This window comes from Pontibacter kalidii (assembly GCF_026278245.1).
Lineage (GTDB): Bacteria > Bacteroidota > Bacteroidia > Cytophagales > Hymenobacteraceae > Pontibacter > Pontibacter kalidii.
Window position 1 is genome coordinate 1,537,384 of sequence record NZ_CP111079.1, and the last position, 21,459, is coordinate 1,558,842.

The 21,459-nt window shown below is 53.7% G+C and carries 18 protein-coding genes; 7 read left to right on the forward strand and 11 right to left on the reverse strand.

Annotation, left to right across the window (positions count from 1 at the left end):
- Positions 1-27 precede the first annotated feature (27 nt).
- Entirely contained in the window at positions 28-1,404 is a 1,377-nt protein-coding gene (locus OH144_RS06610; RefSeq protein ID WP_266205511.1) for a DEAD/DEAH box helicase, read from the reverse strand.
- 128 nt (positions 1,405-1,532) lie between these two features.
- Here OH144_RS06610 and OH144_RS06615 point away from each other — a divergent pair, with 128 nt between their 5' ends.
- The gene (locus tag OH144_RS06615) at positions 1,533-2,648 is read left to right on the forward strand and encodes an AI-2E family transporter (RefSeq protein ID WP_266205512.1); all 1,116 of its coding nucleotides are present in this window, start codon (positions 1,533-1,535) and stop codon (positions 2,646-2,648) included.
- A gap of 2 nt (positions 2,649-2,650) precedes the next feature.
- On the opposite strand, the gene OH144_RS06620 is transcribed toward OH144_RS06615, so the two are convergent.
- Together OH144_RS06620 and OH144_RS06625 are read right to left on the reverse strand one after the other, a co-directional pair.
- Complete coding sequence (locus tag OH144_RS06620; protein ID WP_266205513.1) at positions 2,651-3,412, reverse strand: LytR/AlgR family response regulator transcription factor; 762 nt, start codon at positions 3,410-3,412, stop codon at positions 2,651-2,653.
- Positions 3,413-3,563: 151 nt separating this feature from the next.
- A complete protein-coding gene (locus tag OH144_RS06625; protein ID WP_266205514.1) occupies positions 3,564-4,577 on the reverse strand; it encodes a sensor histidine kinase in 1,014 nt (337 codons plus the stop codon).
- A 212-nt stretch (positions 4,578-4,789) separates the two neighbouring features.
- Between OH144_RS06625 and OH144_RS06630 the strand changes: the two genes are divergently transcribed.
- The 3 genes from OH144_RS06630 to OH144_RS06640 all read left to right on the forward strand — a co-directional run bounded on the left by OH144_RS06630 (position 4,790) and on the right by OH144_RS06640 (position 9,238).
- A complete protein-coding gene (locus tag OH144_RS06630; RefSeq protein ID WP_266205515.1) occupies positions 4,790-7,249 on the forward strand; it encodes an outer membrane beta-barrel family protein in 2,460 nt (819 codons plus the stop codon).
- Positions 7,250-7,329: 80 nt separating this feature from the next.
- Positions 7,330-8,223, forward strand: coding sequence for a helix-turn-helix transcriptional regulator (locus tag OH144_RS06635; RefSeq protein ID WP_266205516.1), 894 nt, complete (start codon positions 7,330-7,332; stop codon positions 8,221-8,223).
- A gap of 43 nt (positions 8,224-8,266) precedes the next feature.
- Complete coding sequence (locus OH144_RS06640) at positions 8,267-9,238, forward strand: DMT family transporter (RefSeq protein ID WP_266205517.1); 972 nt, start codon at positions 8,267-8,269, stop codon at positions 9,236-9,238.
- A 1-nt stretch (position 9,239) separates the two neighbouring features.
- On the opposite strand, the gene OH144_RS06645 is transcribed toward OH144_RS06640, so the two are convergent.
- The 3 genes from OH144_RS06645 to OH144_RS06655 all read right to left on the reverse strand — a co-directional run bounded on the left by OH144_RS06645 (position 9,240) and on the right by OH144_RS06655 (position 14,578).
- Positions 9,240-10,424 (reverse strand): acyltransferase family protein, encoded by a 1,185-nt coding sequence (locus tag OH144_RS06645; protein ID WP_266205518.1) that lies wholly within the window; start codon positions 10,422-10,424, stop codon positions 9,240-9,242.
- Between the two features lie 95 nt (positions 10,425-10,519).
- Positions 10,520-11,662: a helix-turn-helix transcriptional regulator gene (locus OH144_RS06650; protein ID WP_266205519.1), complete on the reverse strand. Its 1,143-nt coding sequence runs from the start codon at positions 11,660-11,662 to the stop codon at positions 10,520-10,522.
- Positions 11,663-11,809: 147 nt separating this feature from the next.
- Complete coding sequence (locus OH144_RS06655) at positions 11,810-14,578, reverse strand: TonB-dependent receptor (RefSeq protein ID WP_266205520.1); 2,769 nt, start codon at positions 14,576-14,578, stop codon at positions 11,810-11,812.
- A 297-nt stretch (positions 14,579-14,875) separates the two neighbouring features.
- On the opposite strand from OH144_RS06655, the gene OH144_RS06660 reads away from it, so the two are divergent.
- On the forward strand, positions 14,876-15,400 hold the full coding sequence (locus OH144_RS06660) for a DUF2062 domain-containing protein (protein ID WP_266205521.1): 525 nt from the start codon (positions 14,876-14,878) through the stop codon (positions 15,398-15,400).
- Positions 15,401-15,407: 7 nt separating this feature from the next.
- Here OH144_RS06660 and OH144_RS06665 read toward each other — a convergent pair whose 3' ends face one another.
- The 5 genes from OH144_RS06665 to OH144_RS06685 all read right to left on the reverse strand — a co-directional run bounded on the left by OH144_RS06665 (position 15,408) and on the right by OH144_RS06685 (position 19,722).
- Positions 15,408-15,992, reverse strand: coding sequence for a heme NO-binding domain-containing protein (locus OH144_RS06665; protein WP_266205522.1), 585 nt, complete (start codon positions 15,990-15,992; stop codon positions 15,408-15,410).
- Between the two features lie 250 nt (positions 15,993-16,242).
- Positions 16,243-17,121 carry an OmpA/MotB family protein gene (locus tag OH144_RS06670; RefSeq protein ID WP_266205523.1) on the reverse strand — a complete coding sequence of 293 codons (879 nt, stop codon included), beginning with the start codon at positions 17,119-17,121 and terminating at the stop codon, positions 16,243-16,245.
- Between the two features lie 63 nt (positions 17,122-17,184).
- The gene (locus tag OH144_RS06675) at positions 17,185-18,048 is read right to left on the reverse strand and encodes a bifunctional transcriptional activator/DNA repair enzyme AdaA (RefSeq protein WP_266205524.1); all 864 of its coding nucleotides are present in this window, start codon (positions 18,046-18,048) and stop codon (positions 17,185-17,187) included.
- A gap of 105 nt (positions 18,049-18,153) precedes the next feature.
- Entirely contained in the window at positions 18,154-18,870 is a 717-nt protein-coding gene (locus OH144_RS06680; RefSeq protein ID WP_266205525.1) for a tetratricopeptide repeat protein, read from the reverse strand.
- 120 nt (positions 18,871-18,990) lie between these two features.
- Positions 18,991-19,722, reverse strand: a complete 732-nt coding sequence (locus tag OH144_RS06685) for a tetratricopeptide repeat protein (protein WP_266205526.1) — start codon at positions 19,720-19,722, stop codon at positions 18,991-18,993.
- Between the two features lie 161 nt (positions 19,723-19,883).
- On the opposite strand from OH144_RS06685, the gene parS reads away from it, so the two are divergent.
- On the forward strand, positions 19,884-20,312 hold the full coding sequence (parS, locus tag OH144_RS06690; protein ID WP_266205527.1) for a type II RES/Xre toxin-antitoxin system antitoxin: 429 nt from the start codon (positions 19,884-19,886) through the stop codon (positions 20,310-20,312).
- Positions 20,309-20,773 (forward strand): RES family NAD+ phosphorylase, encoded by a 465-nt coding sequence (locus OH144_RS06695; protein ID WP_266205528.1) that lies wholly within the window; start codon positions 20,309-20,311, stop codon positions 20,771-20,773. Before parS ends, OH144_RS06695 begins: the two co-directional genes overlap by 4 nt.
- The last annotated feature ends 686 nt before the right edge of the window (positions 20,774-21,459 follow it).

Here is a 21,459-nt window from a genome sequence, read left to right on the forward strand (position 1 = left end):
ATACTTTTAAGCGGAGCGACTATGTAATTACCTTACAAAACTCACTTTATACTTTTTGCCTTTGATTCGTGCTTCGTTTAGTTTCTGTACGGCGCGTTTGGCGGCGGTGTCCGGAATAGCCACGAAGCTGTGATGGTCTTGTATCTCTATCTTCCCGATCTCTGCAGCATTCAGGCCTACCTCTGCAATAAGGGCACCCACGATGTCACGGGGGCTGAGCTTGTCTTTCCGGCCACCGCTGATGTGTAGCGTGGTGCGGGAAGGTGCTTCAGCAGGAACTGAGTCTTTAGCAGAGGCAAGCTGTTTTAGTTCCAGCCACTCGTTTACCTGAACCTCCGGCCACTGCTCCAGCTTCTGTACCTCGCGCGCACTCAGTAAAGAATATACCGTGCCTGACTTTCCGGCCCTGCCGGTGCGACCGCTGCGGTGCAGGTAAGCATCCTGGTGCTGGGGCAATTCGTAGTGGATGATCTGTCGCACCACGTCCATGTCCAGGCCGCGGGCAGCCAGATCGGTGGCGACAAGTATGGAAGCGGTGCCGTTACGGAAGAGCGTCATGGTCTTGTCGCGCTCGCGCTGCTCCAGTTTACCGTGCAGGGCCCGTGCCGAGAAGCCTTGCTCCTGCAGGCGCTGTGCCACTTCCTCTGTGCTCAGGCGCGCGTTCACGAACACCACGGTACCCGCAGAATTTATACTTTGCAGGAGCTGTAGCAGCGCCTCCGGCTTCTGCACGTCCTGCACCTTCAGGCCATAGTATAGAATGCGGTCGGGCACGGCAGTGGTGGTGGCCTGAACAAATCGGGGATCCTGCAGCGAGTTGGCAATCAGTTCCTTCACGTCTTCTTCCATGGTGGCGGAGAAAAGGATGGTCTGGCGCTGGCGGGGCAAGGCATTCAGCAGCTTATCCAACTCTTCTTCAAAGCCCATTTCCAGCAGTTTATCAGCCTCATCCAAAACAACTTTGCTGGCTTTGCTTATATTCAAGGTTCTGCGGCTGAGATGATCAATGAGACGGCCGGGCGTGCCCACCAGTACCTGCGGCGGGTGCGCCAGCGAGTCCTCCTCCTGCTTAAAGGAGTGGCCGCCGTAAAAGGCGCTGATCTTGAGATTAGGGATAAAGCGGGCATACTGCTTCAGCTCCTGGCGCACCTGCACCGCCAGCTCGCGGGTGGGCACCACCACGAGCGCCTGCACCTGCTGCAGCTCCGGGTTTATACTTTGCAGCAACGGTAACCCGAACGCCGCCGTTTTCCCGCTGCCTGTCTCGGCCTGCCCGGCCACATCGTACCCCTGCAGCAGCAAGGGAATGGCCTGCTCCTGAATAGGGGTGGGCGAAGTATACTGCAGTTCCTGCAGCCCCTGTAGCAGGGCGTTGTTCAGTTTCAGTTGCTCAAAAGTAGCCATGGTATGCTTGTACGTAAGCGGTAAAGGTACGGCAATTCTTGTTCTCTACTCGTTTTAATCATCCACTGAAGTATGGGCAGTGCTTAAATTTTTATAACAAATCGGGGCCTGACAGCAGTAGTAAGGGTATGGAGAAAAATCCCGGATGGCGGCTGCGGCAAAATACCTTTACGCTTCTCTTCGGCATCTTGCTGGTGTATGTGCTGGTGGAGACGCGGGAATTTTTGTACCCCATTTTCATGGCGGTGCTTTTTGCCTACCTGCTGTACCCTGTGGGTAAGTGGCTGGAGAAAAGGGGGCTGCCGCGCATACTGGCCAACTTTATCACGGTTGTGTTGGCCATGGCTTTGTTTATCGGGGGGCTGATTCTGCTCTACAAGCAGCTGATCGTTTTTCTGGGCGACTTCCCGGCGCTGCAGGAGCAGGCCCTGGAGAATATAGACCGCCTGCAGGAAAGCATAGACAAGCGCTTTGGTGCGTCGGAGCCGGATAACGAGCATTGGCTGCAGCTGCAGGTGAAAAATACTCTGGAGCTTAGTGGCGGCTTCTTAAGTGACTTTGTGAGTGCAACAACCGGCACGCTGGCCAAGTTCGGTCTGATGCCGGTGTATATCTTCCTGTTTCTGTATTACCGGAACAAGTTCGAACGCTTTGTCTACCGCCGGGTATCTCCTCCTAACCTCCCCAGAATTAAGCTGATCATCTATCAGATATCGAACGTGACCAAGCACTACATGGCCGGGGTGGTGATCGTTATACTTATACTTTGTGTCCTCAACTCCCTGGGACTGTTCCTGATCGGGGTGGAGTATTGGCTGCTGCTGGGCATCATCTCGGCCTTCATCAACTTCATTCCATACTTTGGCACCCTGATTGGCGGCGCCATACCGCTGCTTTATACCCTACTTGTGCAGGGCGACCCGCACAAGGCGCTGATGGTGACGCTGTTTTTCCTGGTAGTGCAGTTCACAGAGAACAACATCCTCACGCCTAACATCACAGGCAGCAAGGTGAACATCAACCCCTTGTTTACGATCCTCAGTATTATTGTGGGAGGGATGATCTGGGGACTGCCCGGCATGTTCCTGGCGGTGCCTTACCTGGGCATGTTCAAAATATACTGCGACCATACCGAGGAGCTGTCTGCCTGGTCGTTTATGCTGGGCACAGAAGGAACGGAAGAGCACGCCCTAACCCTGGAGAAGATCAGGCGGTTCTTTAGCAGGAATAACAATGCAGGGTGATGCTACAGCGTATGCTTTTCGCGGATCCTCTTCAGAAAGCTCTCCCGGTAAGTCTCCCCGATCGGAATGGCTGTGTCGTTGATGTAGATCATATTGCCATCTACCATGTTTACTTTATCTATGGAGATGATGTAGGACCGGTGCACGCGGTAAAATGGAGGCTGCGGCAGCTGCTCTGCCAGGTCTGTGAGCGATTGATAGGTAACGAGCCGCTGCCCTGGCAGGTACAGGGACACGTAGTTCTTAAGCCCTTCCACATACAGAATATCGCCGTAGGCTACCTTCAGGAACTTGTTCTTGCTCTCGCCTTTCACAAACATATACTCGGGAGCGGAGGCAGCCGCAGGAGCTGGCTCTGCTGCTGGTTGCCCGGGTGCCACGGCAAGCGTTGACGGGCTTGCTCGCTTTGCTTGCAGCAGCGTTTGTGCCTTGTGCACTGCCTTAAAGAAACGGTCGAAGGGGATGGGCTTGAGCAAGTAGTCCACCACATCGTGCTCGTAGCCTTCCAAGGCATATTCGGGGTAGGCGGTGGTAAGTATAACTTTGCACTTGCTGCCGCAGATCTTCAGAAACTGAATCCCTGTTAGTTCCGGCATCTGAATATCCAGAAAAACTAGGTCTACTTTGCCTTCCTGCACCCAATTAATGGCTTCGATGGGGTTGGTGGTTTTACCCACCAACTCCAGGAAAGGCACTTTACTGATGTAGTCGGCTATAATATTGGCAGCGTAGGCTTCGTCGTCAACGGCAATGCAGCGGATCATATTAAGTTTGGGAGTTAGCGTGTTTGGGAGTTTAGGAGTGCTGCCTAAATCAGGGCTTAATATACTCTAGTTAGGGGTAACATTCCTGAAGATTTTTAGAAATTCTGTAAGCCGTGAATCCTGTTTAGGCTAAAATACTGAAAAACCTGACTCAGACTTCCTGCAGCCCCAGCACCGTCTTAAACTGCTTCCCATCGTCATGCACGTTCAGGTTATACTTGCCGGGATAAATCAGTTCGAGCCTGCGCCGGATGTTGGGCAGGCCGATGCCGGTAGTTTGGTCTTTCTGGCTTTTGTTGATGCGGTTGCTCACGGCAAAGTATAAGCTGTTGCTTTCCAGCTGCAGGGTGATCGTAACAGGCGCTGATGCATCATCCACTACCCCGTGCTTCAAAGCGTTTTCAACGAAAGGGATCAGCACCAGCGATGGCACCCGCTGTCCGTTTACATGGCCTTGAATGTTTAACTTCACAAAGAATTTGTCCTCGAAGCGCAGGCGGTAGATGTCGAGGTAGCTGTGCAGGTAATCCACCTCTTTCTGTAGCTCCACTTTGCCATCCTTGCTCTCGTGCAGCATGTAGCGCATCAGGTCAGACAGCTTGATGATCGCACCGGCCAGTTTGTCAGATACAGGATAAGCCAGCGAGTATAAGTAGTTTAGGGAGTTGTACAGGAAGTGAGGGTTGATCTGCGTTTTTAGAAAGGCCAGCTCCGCCTGAGCCTTCTCTTGCTTTAAGCTGCGGTTCTCGCGTTCTTTTTGCAAGGTTGCCTCCAGCGCCCATGCCACTGCCCCCAAGAAGATGCCCGGCATGGCCCAGTAAAGGTTATCGAAGAAATAATAAGAGAGCGTAATGCTGGTATAGTTACTGAACCCAAATACAGACAGAAAGAAAACTTCTTCTATCGTATAGCGCAGGCCTATGTACGTACCCATGACAACCACAATACCCAGCACCAGCACCCACCAGTGCTTATGCTTCATCCAGAGCGGGAAAACCAAGAAATAGCAGAGATAGAACTCCACCAGATGCAGCACGTGCTGCGACATGGTGAGCAGCAGCACTTCGAACCGCCAGTTGTAGAGGAAGTAGCCCAAAAAACTATAACCGATGTAGAGCGTCCATCCCAGCAGGTGCAGGCCTATCTTTTTATGTAGCGCATTCATGTTCTAAAGCTATGCATAAGCGGGTTCAGCTGCACTTTTATTATCCCAATCCGGTGGTTTAGTATACAAATCACCTTTTTTCTGATTTTAAACCGGCTGGTACAGGCTTTTCCGGCTTCGGATAATGTTTCGGGTGCTTCGGATAATATACTTTACGAAGTATAGGCCATGCTGCATCTTTGGCTCAACATCAACGAAAAGATTCCTGAGCCATGAAAGAAACAGCTACCACCATTACCGCGACCAAAGAAAAAGGGAAGATGACGCTTAGGGGCATAGCACTGGCGCTGGTGCTGGGCTTTGTGGCGGTAACAGCCGGGGCACAATCATCTGCAACAGTGAAAGGAGCTATAACTAACGCTGCCACGCAAAAGCCGCTGGATTATGTGTCGGTGGTGCTGCTGCAGTTGCCTGATTCGGCTGTAGTGGCCTCTGAGATGACGGATGCCGCAGGTGCTTATACTTTTGGGCAGGTGAAGTCTGGAAAGTATGCTGTAAAAGCCCTGATGGTTGGTTTTGCCCCCGCCACAAGTATAGCCTTTGAGGTAGAGCAGCAACAGGTGCAGGTGCCCGGTATAGCGTTGCAGGAGAAAACCAATGCGCTGCAGGAGGTAGTGGTAAAAGGGCAGAAGCCGCTGCTGGAACAGGAGGCAGACCGCGTAGTCATGAACGTGGAGCAGCTGAACACGGCAGGCGAAAATGCGCTGGAAGTATTAAAGTATGCCCCAGGCGTACGGCTGGATAAGGACGACAACATCATCTACAGGGGAAGCGGCAGCGTGAACGTGATGATCAACGGCAAAATGACCTACATGTCGGGGGCCGAGCTGCAGAGCTACCTCAAGTCGCTGCCTGCCTCGGCGGTGAGCAAGGTAGAACTGATCGCTAATCCGCCTGCTGCCTTTGATGCGGCAGGCACAGCCGGTATTATCAACATCCGCCTGAAAAGAGATGAGACTTTGGGCTTGAACGGCACCGTGAACTTTGGGGCGGGCTACGGTAAGTATGAGAAATTATGGGGAAGCCTGAACCTGAACTACAACACCGAGAAAGTAAGCCTTTACTCCCGTCTGAATACCGGTCACTACAACTCCTTTAACCGCCTGATCTTAAAGCGTCACATCAACGATAGCCTCTACAATCAGGTAAACTACTGGCACCCGATCACCAACAGCTATAACCTCACGGCCGGTGCCGACTACTTCATCAGCAAAAAGCATACGGTAGGTATTATGGCCAAGGGCTACGCTTCGCCGGAAAACACGCTTACCACCAGCAACTCCACCAACTTTGATGCTGGCGGCAAGGCCTTCGGAAGTATGAGCATGCACAACCCCAAAGACTCCGGCACCGACAACTATAGCCTGAACCTGAACTATAAATTCGACATTGACAGCACCGGCCGCAGCTTATCGTTTGACGCCGATTATGTAACCTACAGCACCGATGCAGATGAGCACTTTACGAACAACTTTTTTGACACATCCGGTGAGGCGACCCAGGCTCCATCGCAGCTCCGCAGCTTTAGTAAGGCAGCGGCAAGTATAAAATCACTCAAAGTGGACTACACGCACCCGTTCGGGGAGGGCTACAAAGCAGAGGCCGGTTTAAAAACCAGCAGGGTTAGCAACGACAGCGATATAAAGTTTGAGCAGCAGCAGGAGCAGGGTTGGGTAAACGACGCCAGCCGCACCAACAGTTTTGCCTACGCCGAAACCATTCATGCGGCCTACCTGAGCCTGAGCCGCAAGTTCAGTGACAAACTGAGTATGAAAGCCGGACTTAGGGCAGAACATACTATTGCCGACGGCCACTCCGCCAACACAGTCGATGCGGTGGACCTGGATTACCTGAAGTTTTTTCCGAGCTTGTTCCTGAGCTACAGCGCCAGCGACAACAACCAGTTTTCGGTTTCCTACAGCCGCCGCATCAGCCGCCCTTCGTACCGCAGCTTAAACCCTTTTACCTTTTATTCTGATCCCTACACGGCCCTACAGGGTAATCCTTTTCTGGAGGCCTCTTATGCTAACTCTTTGCAGTTCAATTACAATTACAAGAGCTTACAGTTGCTGAGCCTGAGCTATATCGAGTCTAATAACTTCGTGACGGATGTCATCAGGCAGAACGATGAGACCAAGATGAGTATCAGCAGACCCGAAAACTTGAGCAAAGCCACCTACCTGAGCGCCAGCAGCGGCGGCTCGATTCCCGTAAAAGAATGGTGGACAAGTACCTTACAACTCGAAGGGTCTTATAATACAATTTCCTCCCCACTGCAGGGAACAGCTTATAACAGCTCCCGCTTCAGCTGGTCGGCCAGTGCTGACGAAACCTTTAACCTGCCCAAGGACTATAAACTGCAGCTTTCCGGCTATTATATGTCGCCGTCGGTGCAGGGTTTGTTCCACACAAAAGCTAACTACCAGATTGACCTGGGCGCCCAGAAGACGTTGCTGAACGGCAAAGCCAGCCTGAGCCTGAAGCTACGCGATGTGTTTAACTCCAGCCGCTCAAGGGCTACTTTGGCGTACAACAACGTAGACATGTACTGGCAAAACCAGTGGGAGAGCCGCCGCCTGAACCTCACGTTCAACTATAAGTTTGGCAACAACAAAGTAAAAGCAGCCCGCAACCGCAGAACCGGCACCGGCGAGGAGGAGGGAAGGCTGTAAGGCTGACAGTGGTTAAATCTGAGGCTGGGAAAGTATAACAAGCAGCATTTATACTTACATTAGCACCGATTTTTACTGCTATGAAAAAGCCGAACCCAGAGCCGCTTCCCATACAAGAGCTGCTGCAGACGCAACAGCTGGCCGTGCTGCCCCTGCAGGACTTTGCCAGTGAGCTTTCGGCCATCCCGCACCGGCACAATGCCTATCAGCTCATCTATGTGCAAGAGACGAAGGGCGGCGATAACCAGATTGATTTCAGGCGGTACGAGATGCTGGCGGGGCGCGTCTTTTTCCTGGGGCCAGGCCAGGCGCACCAGCGGGAGGCCAGGCAGGAGCTTGGCAGGATCGTGGCTTTCCAGGAGAGTTTGCTCCAGGCCACCGGCCTTTCCGCCCACGATGTGCTGGTGCTTTTCGGGGCGGCCTACCATCATCCCTACCTCGATATTCCTCCTCAGCTGCAACGTACGTTTGAGCAGCTCGTGCAACTCATGGAGCAGGAGCTGGAGGAGCCTGTTCCGGATTATACCATCCTATCGCGCCTGCTCTACACCTTGCTCCGCTATCTGCTACGGGAGTCGCACCAGCAGATCGCGCGCCTCACACCGGCCAGGTACAGCGAACGGATCTTCCAGCTGAGTACACTGGTAGAGCAGCATTTTCAGGAGCACCTGCCTGTTTCTTATTACGCTGAAGTGCTGGGGATTACATCGAAGCACCTCAACAATATCTGCAGGGGATGCCTGGGTATTACGGTGGCCGATATGCTACACAACAGGCTCCTGATTGAAAGCAAGCGGCTGCTATACTTCAGCACCCTGTCCGTGAAGGAGATTGCCTACAGGCTGGGCTTTGAGGATGCCTCCTACTTTGTGCGTTTCTTCCGGAGGCTGACCGGGGCCACACCCATGCAGCTGCGGCGGGAGCTCAGTGGTTCCAAAAGTACCATAGACGAGGCTGATAATGCCATGACCTGACCCGGGCCGGGCCGTACATTTGCAGATTCAGGAAATGACGGCTATGAACCCGAACAACAATTTAAAAGCCATTGCGATCGGCTCGCTGGCCTGTGTTTTTTTCAGCGCTACCTACACGGTAAACAGCTTTATATCGGCCGGCGGTGGCCACTGGGCTTGGACGGTAGGGCTTCGGACCACCTTTCTGGTGTTGCTGTTGCTGCCGCTGCTAATCTTTCAGCGTCGGCTACGCCCTTTGCTGCAGGCGCTGCGCCAACACCCGGGCGTATGGTTTGGCTGGGGCAGTCTGGCCTTCGGGATCGTGTATATCTTTCTTACCTCCGCAGCCTTCTTCGGCCCGGGGTGGCTGGTGGCCGGGGTGTTCCAGTTCACCATTGTAGCCGGTATCCTGCTCTCTCCGCTGATCTACAAGGACGAACGCGGCCGCATCCCCGTGCGGGCATTGCTGCTCTCGATTCTTATACTGGTTGGCATTGCCCTGATGCAGTGGAGCCAGCGCAACGGCAACTACACCCAGCAGGACCTATGGCTTTGCGTGGTGTTGGTACTGATCGGGGCTTCCCTGTGGCCGCTTGCCAACCGCAAGGTGCTGTTGCACACCGCGGAGAAAACACAGGGCCTGAATGCCATGCAGCGCGTAGCGGGTATGGCCATCGGTAGCTTGCCGGTGCAGCTTTACCTTATGCTGTATGGCTATAGTGAGGCTGGCTTGCCTGGTAGCGCCCAAATCCTGGGCACCCTTGTCATTGCCCTGAGCTCGGGTGTCATCGGCGGCATCCTGTTTTTCGTGGCCATGAACATGGTACGCCACAATTCCGCCGCGCTTGCCGCCGTGGAGGCCACCCAATCTATCGAGATTATTGCAACACTGCTGGGTGAAATTATACTGTTGGGCATCGTTTGGCCGGGCCCTTTGGCCAATATTGGCATGCTGCTGGTGATGGGCGGGCTGGTGCTCTACAGCATCCCAGCACGGCAAAAAGCCTTTCGGATGCCAAAAGTAAAGTGGCGGTAAGTTATACTTTGTTGCCCGCGACTGCTACCTGCTTATGCGCAAGGGCAGCCGTAGGTGCCGTGTTGCCTGCCTTATGCCGCGGCTTCAACCCAAAAGGAACCCGTAGCCAGTTAAAGGGCATGATCAGGTAGCGCACCAGTATAAAACAAAGTATAAACGTGGCCAGGCTGATGAAGGTGAACTTGGTGCCGATGCTCCAGTTAAGATCGCGCATGTAAAAGCCGAGGGCAACGATTAGGGTCTGGTGCAGGATGTAAAAGGGGTAGACCATTTCGTTTGCCCTTGCCAGGTGCTTGCTTTTGAAATGGAGGTGCTGCAGGGCAAAACCAAGTATAACCATGAGCCAAAACCAGCGGTTACTTTGCTTCAGCACGTGGTAAACTGCCAGATCTGCGCCTGCCAGGTTGGTATCCTGGAACCAGTAGAACGTATAAAGGATCGTCACCGTGGTCAGTGCGGCTATTATACTATACCAGCGTATGCTTCTGATCCTTTCCTGCAACTCTGGCATTTTCATCAACAGAAAACCGATTAAAAAGACAGAAATGTAGAGGAAGTGGTTCGCCCAGTCGTCGATAAGGGCGTTGGTGGCCGGGAAGCGCTCGTTTAAAAGTACACCGCCTATACTTAGCCATAGTGCCGGCACTGCCAGCAGCACCCAGCCTTTTATATGTTCCTGTTTTATATTTGCCTTGCGGATGTACACAAGCAGCGGCAACAGCAACAGGCTATAACAGAAGATATAGGCCAGGTACCAGAGGTGATGCCAGCTGAAATTACCCTCCGGGTAAGGCTCAAACGCAAATATGGTGGGGTAGAAGCTGAGGTAGTCGGTGGCGGACCCTTGCACCACGCGCTCAAAGTATACCTGGGGCGGCACCACCAGCAGCATGCCCACCAGCAGCGGTACCAAGATCCGCTTCAGCCGGTCCTTGGCGAAGGTGCCGGCGCTGCGGTAGCCCATCGCAAAGTATACGCCCACGCCCGATATCAGGAAGATGAGCGACATGCGCCACTGGCTCATAAAGAGCATGGGCCGCTCCAGCGTTTCGCTGATTGCCGCGTTCTTGATATGCCACTCCCAGCTCACGAAGAACATGCCGGTGTGGTAAAAGATGAGCAGCGAAAAGGCCAGCACCCGCAGCCAGTCGAACTCATAACGTCTGATTTTAATTTCTTTTTCCATAGCGATTCGTTTTGATGCAAACCTACTGATGGAAGTATGGAAAGGAAGCATGTGCCGGTAAGTGCGAGGTGCTACTTTATCGGGAAGTACTAAAACTAGCCCAAAATGGCCTTTTTACGGTACTCGCCCGGTGTCTGCCCGGTCTGTTTTTTAAAGGCGGCGCTAAAGGCTGACTTCGACAGGTAGCCCACCTGCTCAGCCACTTCCTCCACCTTGAGGTGCTGCTGCGCCGGGTCGGCAAGTATGGCTTTGGCCTCTTGAATCCGCAGCCCGGCCAGGTACTCGAAAAAGCTCTTGCCCAGCCGCTCGTTCAGGCTCTGCGAAAGGTAGTGCGGCGAGGTGTGCAGTTGCCTGGCCAGCGCGGGCAGGGAGGCCGAGGGTTGGGTATAGAACTTAGCGTCTTCTGCCACCTTTAGCTTCTGCAGCAGGTCTTGCTTGGCCTCCTCGCTCAGGGCTGATTTCTCATACTTTACCTGCACCACCGGCTGAAAGAAGGCGGAGTCGGTAATGATCTTATAGCTGGCAAAAAAAAGCTGCAGCACCAGGAAGGTGGCCAGGATATGGTCACCCAAATCGTGCTCGTAGTTCAGTTTGGTTATGAGGATCACTAAAAGGGAGGCAATGAAAAAAAGCAGCAGGAACCTGGCCCAGGTGTAGAAGTATGGATTAGGGGAGTCGGAGGCTTTTCGGGTTTTCAGGAGCCAAAAGCAGAGGCCTATGTAGAGCAGGATGTGCAGTATCGTGAGCTCGTTTACGTACTTAGTTAAGTGCAGCGGGTCCCAGTAGAGTTTTATGGTAACCGACAATTGCTCCATCTCCGGAAAATAGGCCCCCAGGTAGGCGTTATACTTTATTTCCTCGGGCTGTATGTAAAACAGGGTGTGGTAAAGAAAGTATACTCCAAATGGAATGAAGTGGAGCCATTGCCTGCGTGCCCAGCTGTTGCCGTTCAGGCTTCGGAAAAGTAGGTAAGTCAGCGGGCCCACAGCAAAGTTGGCCGGCTCGGAGAAGTCCACCAGGGGCAGCACCCGGAACATCAGGCCGCTGTAGCAGAGGAAGACTTCCAACACCAAAACGGCGAACGTGAACACAAGGGCAGCCAGCAGCAGGTGGTGGTAGGGCTGCCGGTGCGGCCTGCGGGCCAGGAACAACAAACCCAGGAAAAAGCCCTGCACCACCCCCACCAACAGTATGGCGGCATACCAATCGAAGCGGAAGAAGGTTTCTGTTAGCGGCATCGGCAAGTATATGTGGAAGCTTATACTGAATAAGGTGCAGGCACTCTACAATTTTACTTATTTCCTGCCACACTTGTAGCTTACGGCAACAAAAAAGCCCGGACCACTGGCCCGGGCTCTCACCTTAATCAAACAATGGCATGCTCATTATGGTCTGCCGCCCCAGTTACCCCGGCGCTCCTGGTTCATCTCTGTGGCCTCGCCGCTGATGAACTTGCGCAGGTTATAGGTAAAGGTCAGCATGAAGTAGCGCTGCAGTACCGACGACTGCACATCTTCCACGTAGTCGGCGGCGATATTACGCTGAATGCTCACGTTCTGCTTCAGCAAATCGTTCACGCTCAGACTGATCTCGCCCTGCTGGTTCCTAAACACCTTCTTTCCTAGGCTCATGTTCCAGAGCAGGTAGCTGTCGTCCACGCCTGCGGATAGTCCGGTGTTATATTGGTGGTTGAGCTCTGTGCGGTACACAATGCCTTTCCAGATGATGGTGTTCAGGCGCAGGTTCGTGCTGTGGTTGTAGAAGTTGTTGTTCTGGTTGGTGCGCAGCGTGTTCTCTACCAGGTTGTAGCTACCGGTGGTGGAGAGGTTAAAGTCCACGTTCTCGCTGATGTTGCTGCTCAGGCTCAGGCCTGCCCTGAAGTTGGTGTTGTTAGCATAGTTGATCTCCTCATCGATCATACCCGGGGTTCTGGAGTATCCCACCGAGCCGTTCAGGTTCAGGTTAGAGCTGATGAAGTTGACCGGCTGGCCGTAGTTAAAGAACGACCGAACGCTCCAGTAGCCATCCAGGTTCTCGGGGCGTGAAAAACGTGCGCCCGGGCGGTACGTGTAATTCTCTGGCAGCTCAAACGGCACATCACGGGTGTAAATACTGTTGGCGATGTATTTCTGTGTCATCGTACCGAATATGCCCATAAAGAACACCTTGTTGGTCTCGGCGTTGAAGTTACGGAAGCGCATGAACAGCCTGTTCTGGTACTCCTGGTCCAGGTTCGGGTTACCGATGCGTGGCTGCAGGGGGTTCGAGATGTCCAGCACGTTCTGCAGCTGCTCCACGGACGGTTCGTTTGTCGAGGTGCTGTAATTGATCCTCAGGTTCGTGGACTTCGAGAACTTGTATTCATACTCGGCAGAAGGCAGTACGTTAGTGAAGTCTCTCTTCAGGCGGTACTGCTCCGGGAACTGGCTCTCGCCGCGCAGGGTGGCATACTGGTAGCGGGCATTCAGCTGGAAAGTGGTTTTTTCTGTTCTGTACTGGTAGCTCGGCCCAAATCGCTGTGCTACATAATCGCTCTGGAAAGTATTGCTCAGCGGGGTGTTAAAGTTGTTGTAGGCCCCATCATTCTCTACATAGTCATAGGTTCTGCGGTCGGAGTCGTTGTTGCGGTTGCTGATGTTGTACTCCAGCTGCAGGCGTGAGTTCTCACCCAGGCGCTGGGAGTAATCCAGGTTACCCGACCAGGAAAAGTTGCTTCTGCTCAGGTTGATGTACTGGTTACGCGTCACGTCGCGCTCCGGATCCATAAAGTTGGAGGTATTCTCCAATTGGTATGTATCACCGTCCGTGTCCGTATACCTGGTGTCGATGTCCACGGTCAGGATTCTCCCGGAGTCGCCGAAGCGGTGGGAGTAGAGTATGTTGTTGCCGATGTTCAGGCTGGTGTTGTCCGCGTTGTCGGAGTTAATGGAGTTTGTCAGCTCCTCGCCGTTAGCAATGGTGCTGGCGTTACGGCCCGTAAACGACTGGTTTCGCTGAATAGAGATATTCGGCCTCACCAACAGCCTGTTGTTCTCGTTGATGTTGTACTGCAACCTGAAATTGAAGCGGTGGCTGTCAGAGATATCCTGGTTCTGGCTGTTTTCAGTATAGGTGGTGTCGCTGTTCACAAAGTCACGGAAGCGGTACTGGTTGTTGATTACATCACGGTTTGTGTAGTTGTAGTTGCCGCCTACCTCGATCTTCTTGCCCCACTTGTCGTTGTAGTTCAGCCCGAAGTTGTCTGTGTTGATGATACCATTCGGAGAGCCGCCGCCCCAGCCTCTGCGGCCACGCATGCCGCCACCCGGTGTTTCACCGATCGAGAAATCGAACATGTTGATGTTATTGGTAAGGCCCGTGGCCGTGATGCGGCGGTCGCCATTGAAGTAGTTGACGGTAGCACCCACCATATAGCGCTCGTCGGTGCCATACCCAGCCGAGGCCTTGCCCACGTAGCCATGGCGCTTGTCCTTTTTAGTAACGAAGTTGAGCGTTTTGATGCGGTTGCCATCGTCGAAGCCACTGAAGGCGGCGCGGTCGCTCTGGCCGTCAAACACCTGCACGCTCTCGATCATGTCGGCAGAGAGGTTGCGTACGGCAGAGTTTACGTCTTCGCCGGTGTAGCGCTTGCCGTCTATCATCACCTGCTGCACATCCTCGCCCTGCGCCTGTATCTTGCCGTCCTGCACGGTTACGCCCGGCATTTTGGTGACCAGGTCCTCGGCGCTGGCATCCGGGGCGGTTTTAAAGGCCTTGGCGTTAAACTGGGAAGTATCGCCTTTCTGCTCGCCAAGCGGCGCGCGTCCAATCACCTGTACTTCCTGCAGGCCGGTGGCCCCGTCGCGCAGCAGCAACTGGCCCAGGTTTACGGGTGTACCTGCTACCTGGAAAGTTCGGGTAAACTTTTCAAAGCCAATGTAGTTGATTTCCAGCGTGTATTGGCCCTGCGCCACGCGCTCAAACCGGAAGCGGCCCTCGCCGTCAGTAGCCGTGACGGTCTTGGTGGCGTCGGCGGTGCGCGTCAGCACCACGTTGGCTCCCGGGAGCGCCGACTTATCGCCGGAACTCTGCACCGTGCCCGACACGGAGGTGGTTTGTGCGAATGCCTGCAGCACGGCTACAAACATCAGTAAAGTAGTTAAAACCCTTTTCATGAATGATATGAATGTGATAGTAAGTCTTCGTGTTTAGACAGAGGTATCACAGCTTGGTTTAACCTGTCCATGAAATATTCTTAATATTAAGTAGAGGGGGGCGGTTGGTATTGCCTGGATGTTATTTTGCAGGGAGAAATACATAAAACAAATAGCTGCCGGACAGGTTACTTTTATGCCCGCAAGCGTATAAAAAGCAGCTGCAGAAGATCTGCCTGCGTTAGCCTCTCCCGGCTATACCAAACCACCTGCTTTTCCCGTCTGCAGCAGCACCTATACTTTTTAAAACTACCCCCCGTGGCCACGAACAGTGTCATATCCGATTTTCTGAGACGAAGGCTGGTGCAGCCGGTCTCTAACCTGCTGCGACAGGGCATGACGCCGCGCAGCCTGGCGGCTACAGTGTCGGCGGGCTGTGTCATTGGCGTAGTGCCCGCCATTGGCGTGGCAACGATACTGGCTACTGCCGTGGCAGCCCGTTTTCGGCTGAACATTGCGGCCACGGTGCTCGTGAGCTATCTGGTGCAGCCTTTACAGCTGTTACTGGCTATTCCGTTTATCCGGCTGGGTATTTCTTTTTTCGGGCTGGGCGAACTACGGCTTACGCTGAGCGAGATGCAGGCCATGTTCCAGGCCGACTGGCTGGATGCGATCGGTAAACTCTGGATGGCGAACCTGGCGGGCATTGCTGCCTGGGCTCTACTTTCTGTTCCGGTGGGGGTAGCCTTATACTTCATCCTTCAGCCGGTTCTGCAGCGGGTGCTGCCGAAACCTTCGCCCTTGGTTGTGGTGGAGGGGGAAGGCGCGACGCTGGAAGTGTAGCGTTCTCTTAAGCAGGGATTACCTGGTCGAATTCCACTCTGATCTGCACCCTCTCGGCAAGTAATTCTGTGGCAGGCATCACGTTCACCCGGTCCGCTTCCTGGAAATATCTCGCGAGTCCTTTCACTATACCAATAGCAAATCCGGCCATCCTGCGCTTGGAGTGGTAATCGATAATGAGCGTGTTTTTGCCCACTTTGGTGACATACAACGGAGGTGGGTTGGTGTCGGCATTCTCCAGCTTTATGCTGCCATGCATGTGGGAGCCGATGTACTGCAGCATGTCGTAGGTTTTCCAGGAGGGATTCACGAATTTTTTAAAGACCAGCAACAGGTCAGGCACCAGGAATTCGCCAAAGTCTTGCTGAAATTCCGGGTAGGGAATCCCTTCCAGCAGTGCACCTTTCGCCATGATAGTATAGAGCTCCGAGACGGGGTAGGTCCCGTGCATCTGATAAGGCGCTGCCACCCGGTCTATGCCTTCTTCTTCCAGTATTCTGATCCAGGTGCTGTAATCGTGCCTGCTTTCCAGGTAACGCTTCAGAAAGAGGAAGATGGACCCGTGCATGAGGTCGTTCTTTATTCCGTGCATCGGCTAAAAGGTTGAAAAGGTGTTGAGTGTTGGTACGTATAAAGGTAACTGTCGCTGCAGCGACATAGGTATTACGGGAGAAAGCCGTGAAAGTAGAGGTACTAAATCCCTGCGAACTATCCTTATCCAAAGATTCTTGCGTGCTCATCGCCCCGTCTCCGTTAAAGTATAAAATATTGATGAAAGCAAAACAGCCAGCCCCATTTCGGGAGCTGGCTGCTTTACTTTATACTTACACACGCTGCACTTCCTAGGTCGTCTCCAGGATCTTGAACAGCTCGTCGAGTTTCGGTGTCAGGATGATCTCGGTGCGGCGGTTCTTCTGGCGGGCCTCCTTTGTCTTGGCCTCGTCCAGCGGAACGTACTTCGAGCGGCCTGATGGTGTTACGCGGGTAGGATCTACGCCGGCGTTGGCCAGGATGCGGGTGATCTCCGTGGCGCGGAGCACACTTAGGTCCCAGTTGTCCTGCATGCCCACGGTGCCCCTGGCAATAGGCACATCATCCGTGTGGCCTTCTACCAGCACGTTTACGTCCTGCTGCTCCTTCAGCACAGAAGCCAGCTTGCGCAGGGCGTCCACACCTTTGGGGTCTACCTTGGTGGAGCCGGAGTTGAACAGCAGCTGCTCTGCCAGCGATACGTATACTTTGCCGTTGCGCACGTCAATGGTCAGGTCTTTGTCGTTGAAGCCAAGCAGGGCCTTGCTCACGCGGTTGCGGAGGTTGGTTACGGCAGCATCTTTCTCATCCAGGATGCGCTGCAGTTCCGCCAGCCTCGCCTCACGGGCTTTCAGGTCGGCGTTCAGGCGGTCGATCTGCGATTTGCTCATGTTCAGGCTCTCGCCCAGGGTTTTTCCTTCTTTCAGGGCTTTGGCCAGGCTTTCCTCGTATTCGCGTTTCTGCTGCTCCAGTTTCGCGCGCTCTTCCTCCAGATTGGCTTTTGCTGCTTCCAGGTCAGCTTTCTGCTGCTCCAGGGTTGACTTCTCCTGCTGCAGTCCGGCCTTATCTACCTCCAGGGAGTTTTTGCGGGCCATCAGGTCATCGTATTTCTTCTTGGAAACCACGCACGACGAAAGCGACATGCTACCAGCCAGCAGTAGGATAGAGGCTTTGAATAGATGTTTTCTCATTTACTTTAGCTAAAAATTTGTAATAGGGTGTAAGCAAATATAGTAAAAAACCTTTTAGTGCGCTTACTCGGCAAAATCAAAAGACAGATTACCGTACTGCGGCTGAGGTCTGGCTGCCGCCTCCCATCCGATTATGGCCATTTTGCGCTCGCTGCCCCAGCGGTACTCGCCAATGCCGCCCACACTTTTAATGACCCGGTGGCAGGGGATGAGGAAAGCAATGGGATTGCTGCCAATGGCCGAGCCCACGGCGCGGCTAGCGCTCGGCTGCCCTATACATTGGGCCAGGCTGGCGTAGGAGCAGAGATGCCCTTCCGGAATGCGCAGCAGCGCCTCCCATACTTTCAGCTGGAAAGGCGTGCCGCTCAGGTGCAGCCGGATGCGGCCTGCATCCGGTGTGAGCGTGTCCTGGAAAAAAGCCTGCACTTGCCGGTGTATACTTGCTTCCTGCTGCAGCAGCTCCGCCTTGGGCCAGGCCTGCCGTAGCTCCTGCAGCGCCTGCTCGGCGTTTTGGTAAAAGTGGAGGTGGCAGATACCTTTTTCCGTGGAGGCGACCAGGTAAGGGCCGAACCGGCAGGAAGCGAAGCTATAGGTTAGCTGCAGCTGCTCGCCTTTGTTCTTGTATTGTCCCGGTGTCATGCCTTCTATGCTGACAAACAAGTCGTGGAGGCGGCTGCTGCCCGAGAGGCCGGTGTCATACGTTGCCTCCAGGATGTAAGCGCTTTGGGTAAGCACTTTTTTGGCGTGCTGCAGCGAGAGGTACTGCAGAAACTTTTTGGGACTTACACCGGCCCACTCGGTAAAAATTCGCTGGAAGTGCTGCGGGCTCAGGTGCACCTGCGCCGCCACCTCCTCTAAAGTGGGTTGTTGCGTTGCCTTCAGCCGGATGTAGGCCAGTGCCCTGGCTACTGTTTCGTAATGATTCATAGGGGCAATTACCTAAATCAGCCTTATACTTTCAACCCGATTCTTGCGGATTTTATACCTTGGCTAAAATAAAAATCCCCGGCCGTTGAGCTGGGGACTTATCTTTTAGTTCGCTGCGCTGCCAGGGGCAGTTGCGTTGAAGAAGCCCTGCGGGTCGGGCATCTTCTCTGTCAGTTCCAGAATGTAGGTATAATCAATCTGCGACATGTCCAGGGTGCGGCTCTTGTGCAGGTAACTCCAGGCTTCGTTATACTTTCTCTCCTGGTACTTCACCTTCGAGAGGTTATAGAGCGCATAAGCGTTGTTGGGATCTGCGGCAGTGGCAGTAGCCAGATAGGCGGCGGCCTTCTTCAGGTTTTTCTTCTTCTTTTTCTCATTGTAAACGGCCAGGTAAGCTGCGGCCGCATCCGATAGCAGGAGCGAGTTCTTGGCATCCAGCGCCAGCGCTTTCTCATACATGCTGATGGCATGCGATTGGTTGCCGCGGGCGGAGGTTACCAGGCCAAAGGCCCAGTAGGTGTCCTTGTTATCCGGGTTCAGGAGCCAGGCCAGGTTAAAGCGGTACATAGCCGTGTCTACCTGCCCCTCGTTTAGGTACTCCCAGCCGCGCTCCATAAAGAATTTGCTGGCCTCGCGGCGGTCGGTAAAGTTCTTGTCGCAGCTGGTCAGGAACTTCTCATCCTGCTTTTGCTCGGCTTCTGTTTTCTGCTTTTCGCCGAACATCGGCAGCACTTTCGGGCTAAGCTCGACAGCCTGCTCCTGGGCAAGGCTGAGGGTGGTGGCGCAAATAAGTGCCACGGCGGCTAGAAAAAATCTTTTCATAAGGTAGTTGTAGCTGTGTATACGTCCGGGTTGCACTGCCGCAGTTGTGGCAGCAGGTCTGTTGTGAGGGCGCTGTAATGCCATCGTATAAAAGTAACACAGCTGCGCTATACTTGCAAATTACCGCTTCCGCTGCGCCGTATAAATTCCCTCCGGGTCGCGCTCATGCTGCAGCAAGGCCGAAATCAATTGCCTGTCCTCTTTACTCTTATCCTGGCGGATGCTCTGGTGCAGGTAGTCCCAGGCCTGGGCGAACTCATAGAGGTAGTAGCTGTTCACAGCCAGTTTGTAGAACGTGTCGGCGGCATCATCGGGGTGCAGCTGCACGGCGCGCTCCAGTAGCTTTTTGCTTTGCTGCAGGTCATCCGGCGAGCTTTGTTGGTAAAAGCGTGCCAGGTGAGTCGTGGCGATGTCGGTGAGCAGGCGCGGGTTTTCCTTGTCCTTGTCCAGGGCGCGGTAAAGTATGTAGAGGGCCTTGTCGTACTCCTGCTGCTGCCCATACACCAACCCGTACCCCCAGTAAACCTCGTTGTTGTTGCGGTCCATCAGCCAGGCGCGGTTAAAGAAGACGATCGCCGAGTCAAGCTTCTCCTCGTTAAACGTGCGCTTTGCCTGCAGCACATAGTACTTGCCGGCCATCTGGCGGCTCTTAAACCGATTAGTATTCTCCTTCAGGAACCTGTTTTGCTGCTCCACAGCCTCCGGCGTGGCGGGTGCCATGGGCGGAATTACCTCCTGCATCGTAAGCCTTGGCCGCTGCTGGGGCTGCTGGTTTTCAGTAAGGGCATTTTGCATGTTACAACCACTCAACCCCATCATAATCAGTCCTGCCGCTGCTATCCATTGTCGCATTTTATACTTTTGCTGGTTTGGTTTACTAACGCCCCTACGTAATTTTTAGTACAACGTCTGGATTTTAGGAAAAGGAGGGAGGCTGTCGGAATTAATTTGCGACAATTGACGTTTTTATTTAGACAAGTTTCGTATATTTGAATGTATAAACCGTTGCCACCATGGGACAAGCCTTAAGTATAGATAGCAGACTGAGCTACAGCCTGATAGACGATAAAGACGTATTCATGCTCATCAGCACGGTGCGTGAGGGCATAAAATATGCCCTGTTCCAGAACATCGCCGATAAGATTCCCTTTAGCGTGAGCGAGTGGTCTAATTTCCTGCACCTGTCGGAGCGCACGTTTCAGCGCTACAAGAAAGAAAAGCGCACCTTCGATCCGCTGCACTCCGAGAAGATTCTGGAGATAACGCTGGTGTACAACAAGGGCACGGAGGTGTTCGGCGACAAGGCTAACTTTGATGCCTGGCTGGAGGCCAAGAACGTGGCGCTCGGTGGCCTGAAGCCCAAGGAACTGCTCGACAGCACCTTCGGTATTGGTTTGCTGCGCGATGAATTGACGCGCATAGAACACGGCGTGCTGGCATGATCGTGTACCGCCTCAGCAGGGGTTTGTACCGCAAAGACCTTTCAGGGCGCGGGGCGGAGATTGCCGGCGGCCGCTGGAACAGCAAAGGCACCGCCATACTTTACACCAGCGAGTCTATTGCGCTGTGTACGGTGGAGATTGCCGTGCACATGCCACTTGGCATCGTGCCTAAAGATTATCACCTCGTCCGCATCGAGCTACCGGATTCCGCAAGTATAAAGGAGCTTTCGGAGGCAGACTTGCCCGAAGATTGGAAATCCTTTCCGCATGCCAACAGCACCCAGGAGATCGGCGACGCCTTTGTGCAGGAACTGGAACATCTGGTCTTGAAAGTGCCCTCCGCCACGGTGCAGGGTAATTATAACTTCCTCGTCAATCCGCGCCACCCGGACTTTAACCAGGTAAAGGTGCTGGATACCCAACTTTTCGAATTCGACAAGCGATTGTTTGTAAAGGAGTAGGCGAGAAGCAAGCCCTGAGGACCGGGCAGGAGCTTTGCAGTGCCGCGGCCAACCACGCCTTCTACTCATCACCTCTCCTTTTCTCGAGAGCCCCTACCCCAAAACAGGAGAGGGAACTGTACTTGCTGATGCCAAAGTATGAGTTTCATAGCTGCTGGCATTGCGCGAGCAGGTCGATACCTGTGCCTACACATATCAACCCACCCCAGCCCCTCTGAGGAGGGGAGTTCTCCGCAGTCGATAACATCCTCCTGCCCCCTTCAAAGGGGGACTTGGTTCCCGCTCCGTCAGCAGCGGCTATCGAACTGATACCCAGTCCTTGGGTTGAGCGCCTATGCGAGTTTTTCCGGTGCTGAACGAAGTGAGGCAGCCCGAGGCACGAGGGCAGGAAAAGCTCCCAGCGCGATGCCCTTATCGAGGGTCCCTACCCCCAGGACGAGCCCTCTCGGGCTTGAGAGCTCCAAAGCCAGAAGTGAAACGAGCTGGTAGTAAGGCTGAGGATGAACAGGAGTTAGCAAGGATAGCTTGGTTCAAGATGCAGGAAGCAGCGGCTCTGAAAGTATAAATCAACAAGTATAAGTATGGCTAAAGTATAAATGTAAACAAGGTTCAAGCTGCAAGAAGCAGTGGCAAGTTAAGGCACAAACATACGCTTGCTCCAAGGAGGTGGCAAAGGAAGTATAGGG

Bases quoted from the DNA above. Each gene is read 5' to 3' on its own strand.
- OH144_RS06610 (WP_266205511.1), bottom strand. From the start codon at position 1,404: ATGGCTACTTTTGAGCAACTGAAACTGAACAACGCCCTGCTACAGGGG.
- OH144_RS06615 (WP_266205512.1), top strand. From the start codon at position 1,533: ATGGAGAAAAATCCCGGATGGCGGCTGCGGCAAAATACCTTTACGCTT.
- OH144_RS06620 (WP_266205513.1), bottom strand. From the start codon at position 3,412: ATGATCCGCTGCATTGCCGTTGACGACGAAGCCTACGCTGCCAATATT.
- OH144_RS06625 (WP_266205514.1), bottom strand. From the start codon at position 4,577: ATGAATGCGCTACATAAAAAGATAGGCCTGCACCTGCTGGGATGGACG.
- OH144_RS06630 (WP_266205515.1), top strand. From the start codon at position 4,790: ATGAAAGAAACAGCTACCACCATTACCGCGACCAAAGAAAAAGGGAAG.
- OH144_RS06635 (WP_266205516.1), top strand. From the start codon at position 7,330: ATGAAAAAGCCGAACCCAGAGCCGCTTCCCATACAAGAGCTGCTGCAG.
- OH144_RS06640 (WP_266205517.1), top strand. From the start codon at position 8,267: ATGAACCCGAACAACAATTTAAAAGCCATTGCGATCGGCTCGCTGGCC.
- OH144_RS06645 (WP_266205518.1), bottom strand. From the start codon at position 10,424: ATGGAAAAAGAAATTAAAATCAGACGTTATGAGTTCGACTGGCTGCGG.
- OH144_RS06650 (WP_266205519.1), bottom strand. From the start codon at position 11,662: ATGCCGCTAACAGAAACCTTCTTCCGCTTCGATTGGTATGCCGCCATA.
- OH144_RS06655 (WP_266205520.1), bottom strand. From the start codon at position 14,578: ATGAAAAGGGTTTTAACTACTTTACTGATGTTTGTAGCCGTGCTGCAG.
- OH144_RS06665 (WP_266205522.1), bottom strand. From the start codon at position 15,992: ATGCACGGAATAAAGAACGACCTCATGCACGGGTCCATCTTCCTCTTT.
- OH144_RS06670 (WP_266205523.1), bottom strand. From the start codon at position 17,121: ATGAGAAAACATCTATTCAAAGCCTCTATCCTACTGCTGGCTGGTAGC.
- OH144_RS06675 (WP_266205524.1), bottom strand. From the start codon at position 18,048: ATGAATCATTACGAAACAGTAGCCAGGGCACTGGCCTACATCCGGCTG.
- OH144_RS06680 (WP_266205525.1), bottom strand. From the start codon at position 18,870: ATGAAAAGATTTTTTCTAGCCGCCGTGGCACTTATTTGCGCCACCACC.
- OH144_RS06685 (WP_266205526.1), bottom strand. From the start codon at position 19,722: ATGCGACAATGGATAGCAGCGGCAGGACTGATTATGATGGGGTTGAGT.
- parS (WP_266205527.1), top strand. From the start codon at position 19,884: ATGGGACAAGCCTTAAGTATAGATAGCAGACTGAGCTACAGCCTGATA.
- OH144_RS06695 (WP_266205528.1), top strand. From the start codon at position 20,309: ATGATCGTGTACCGCCTCAGCAGGGGTTTGTACCGCAAAGACCTTTCA.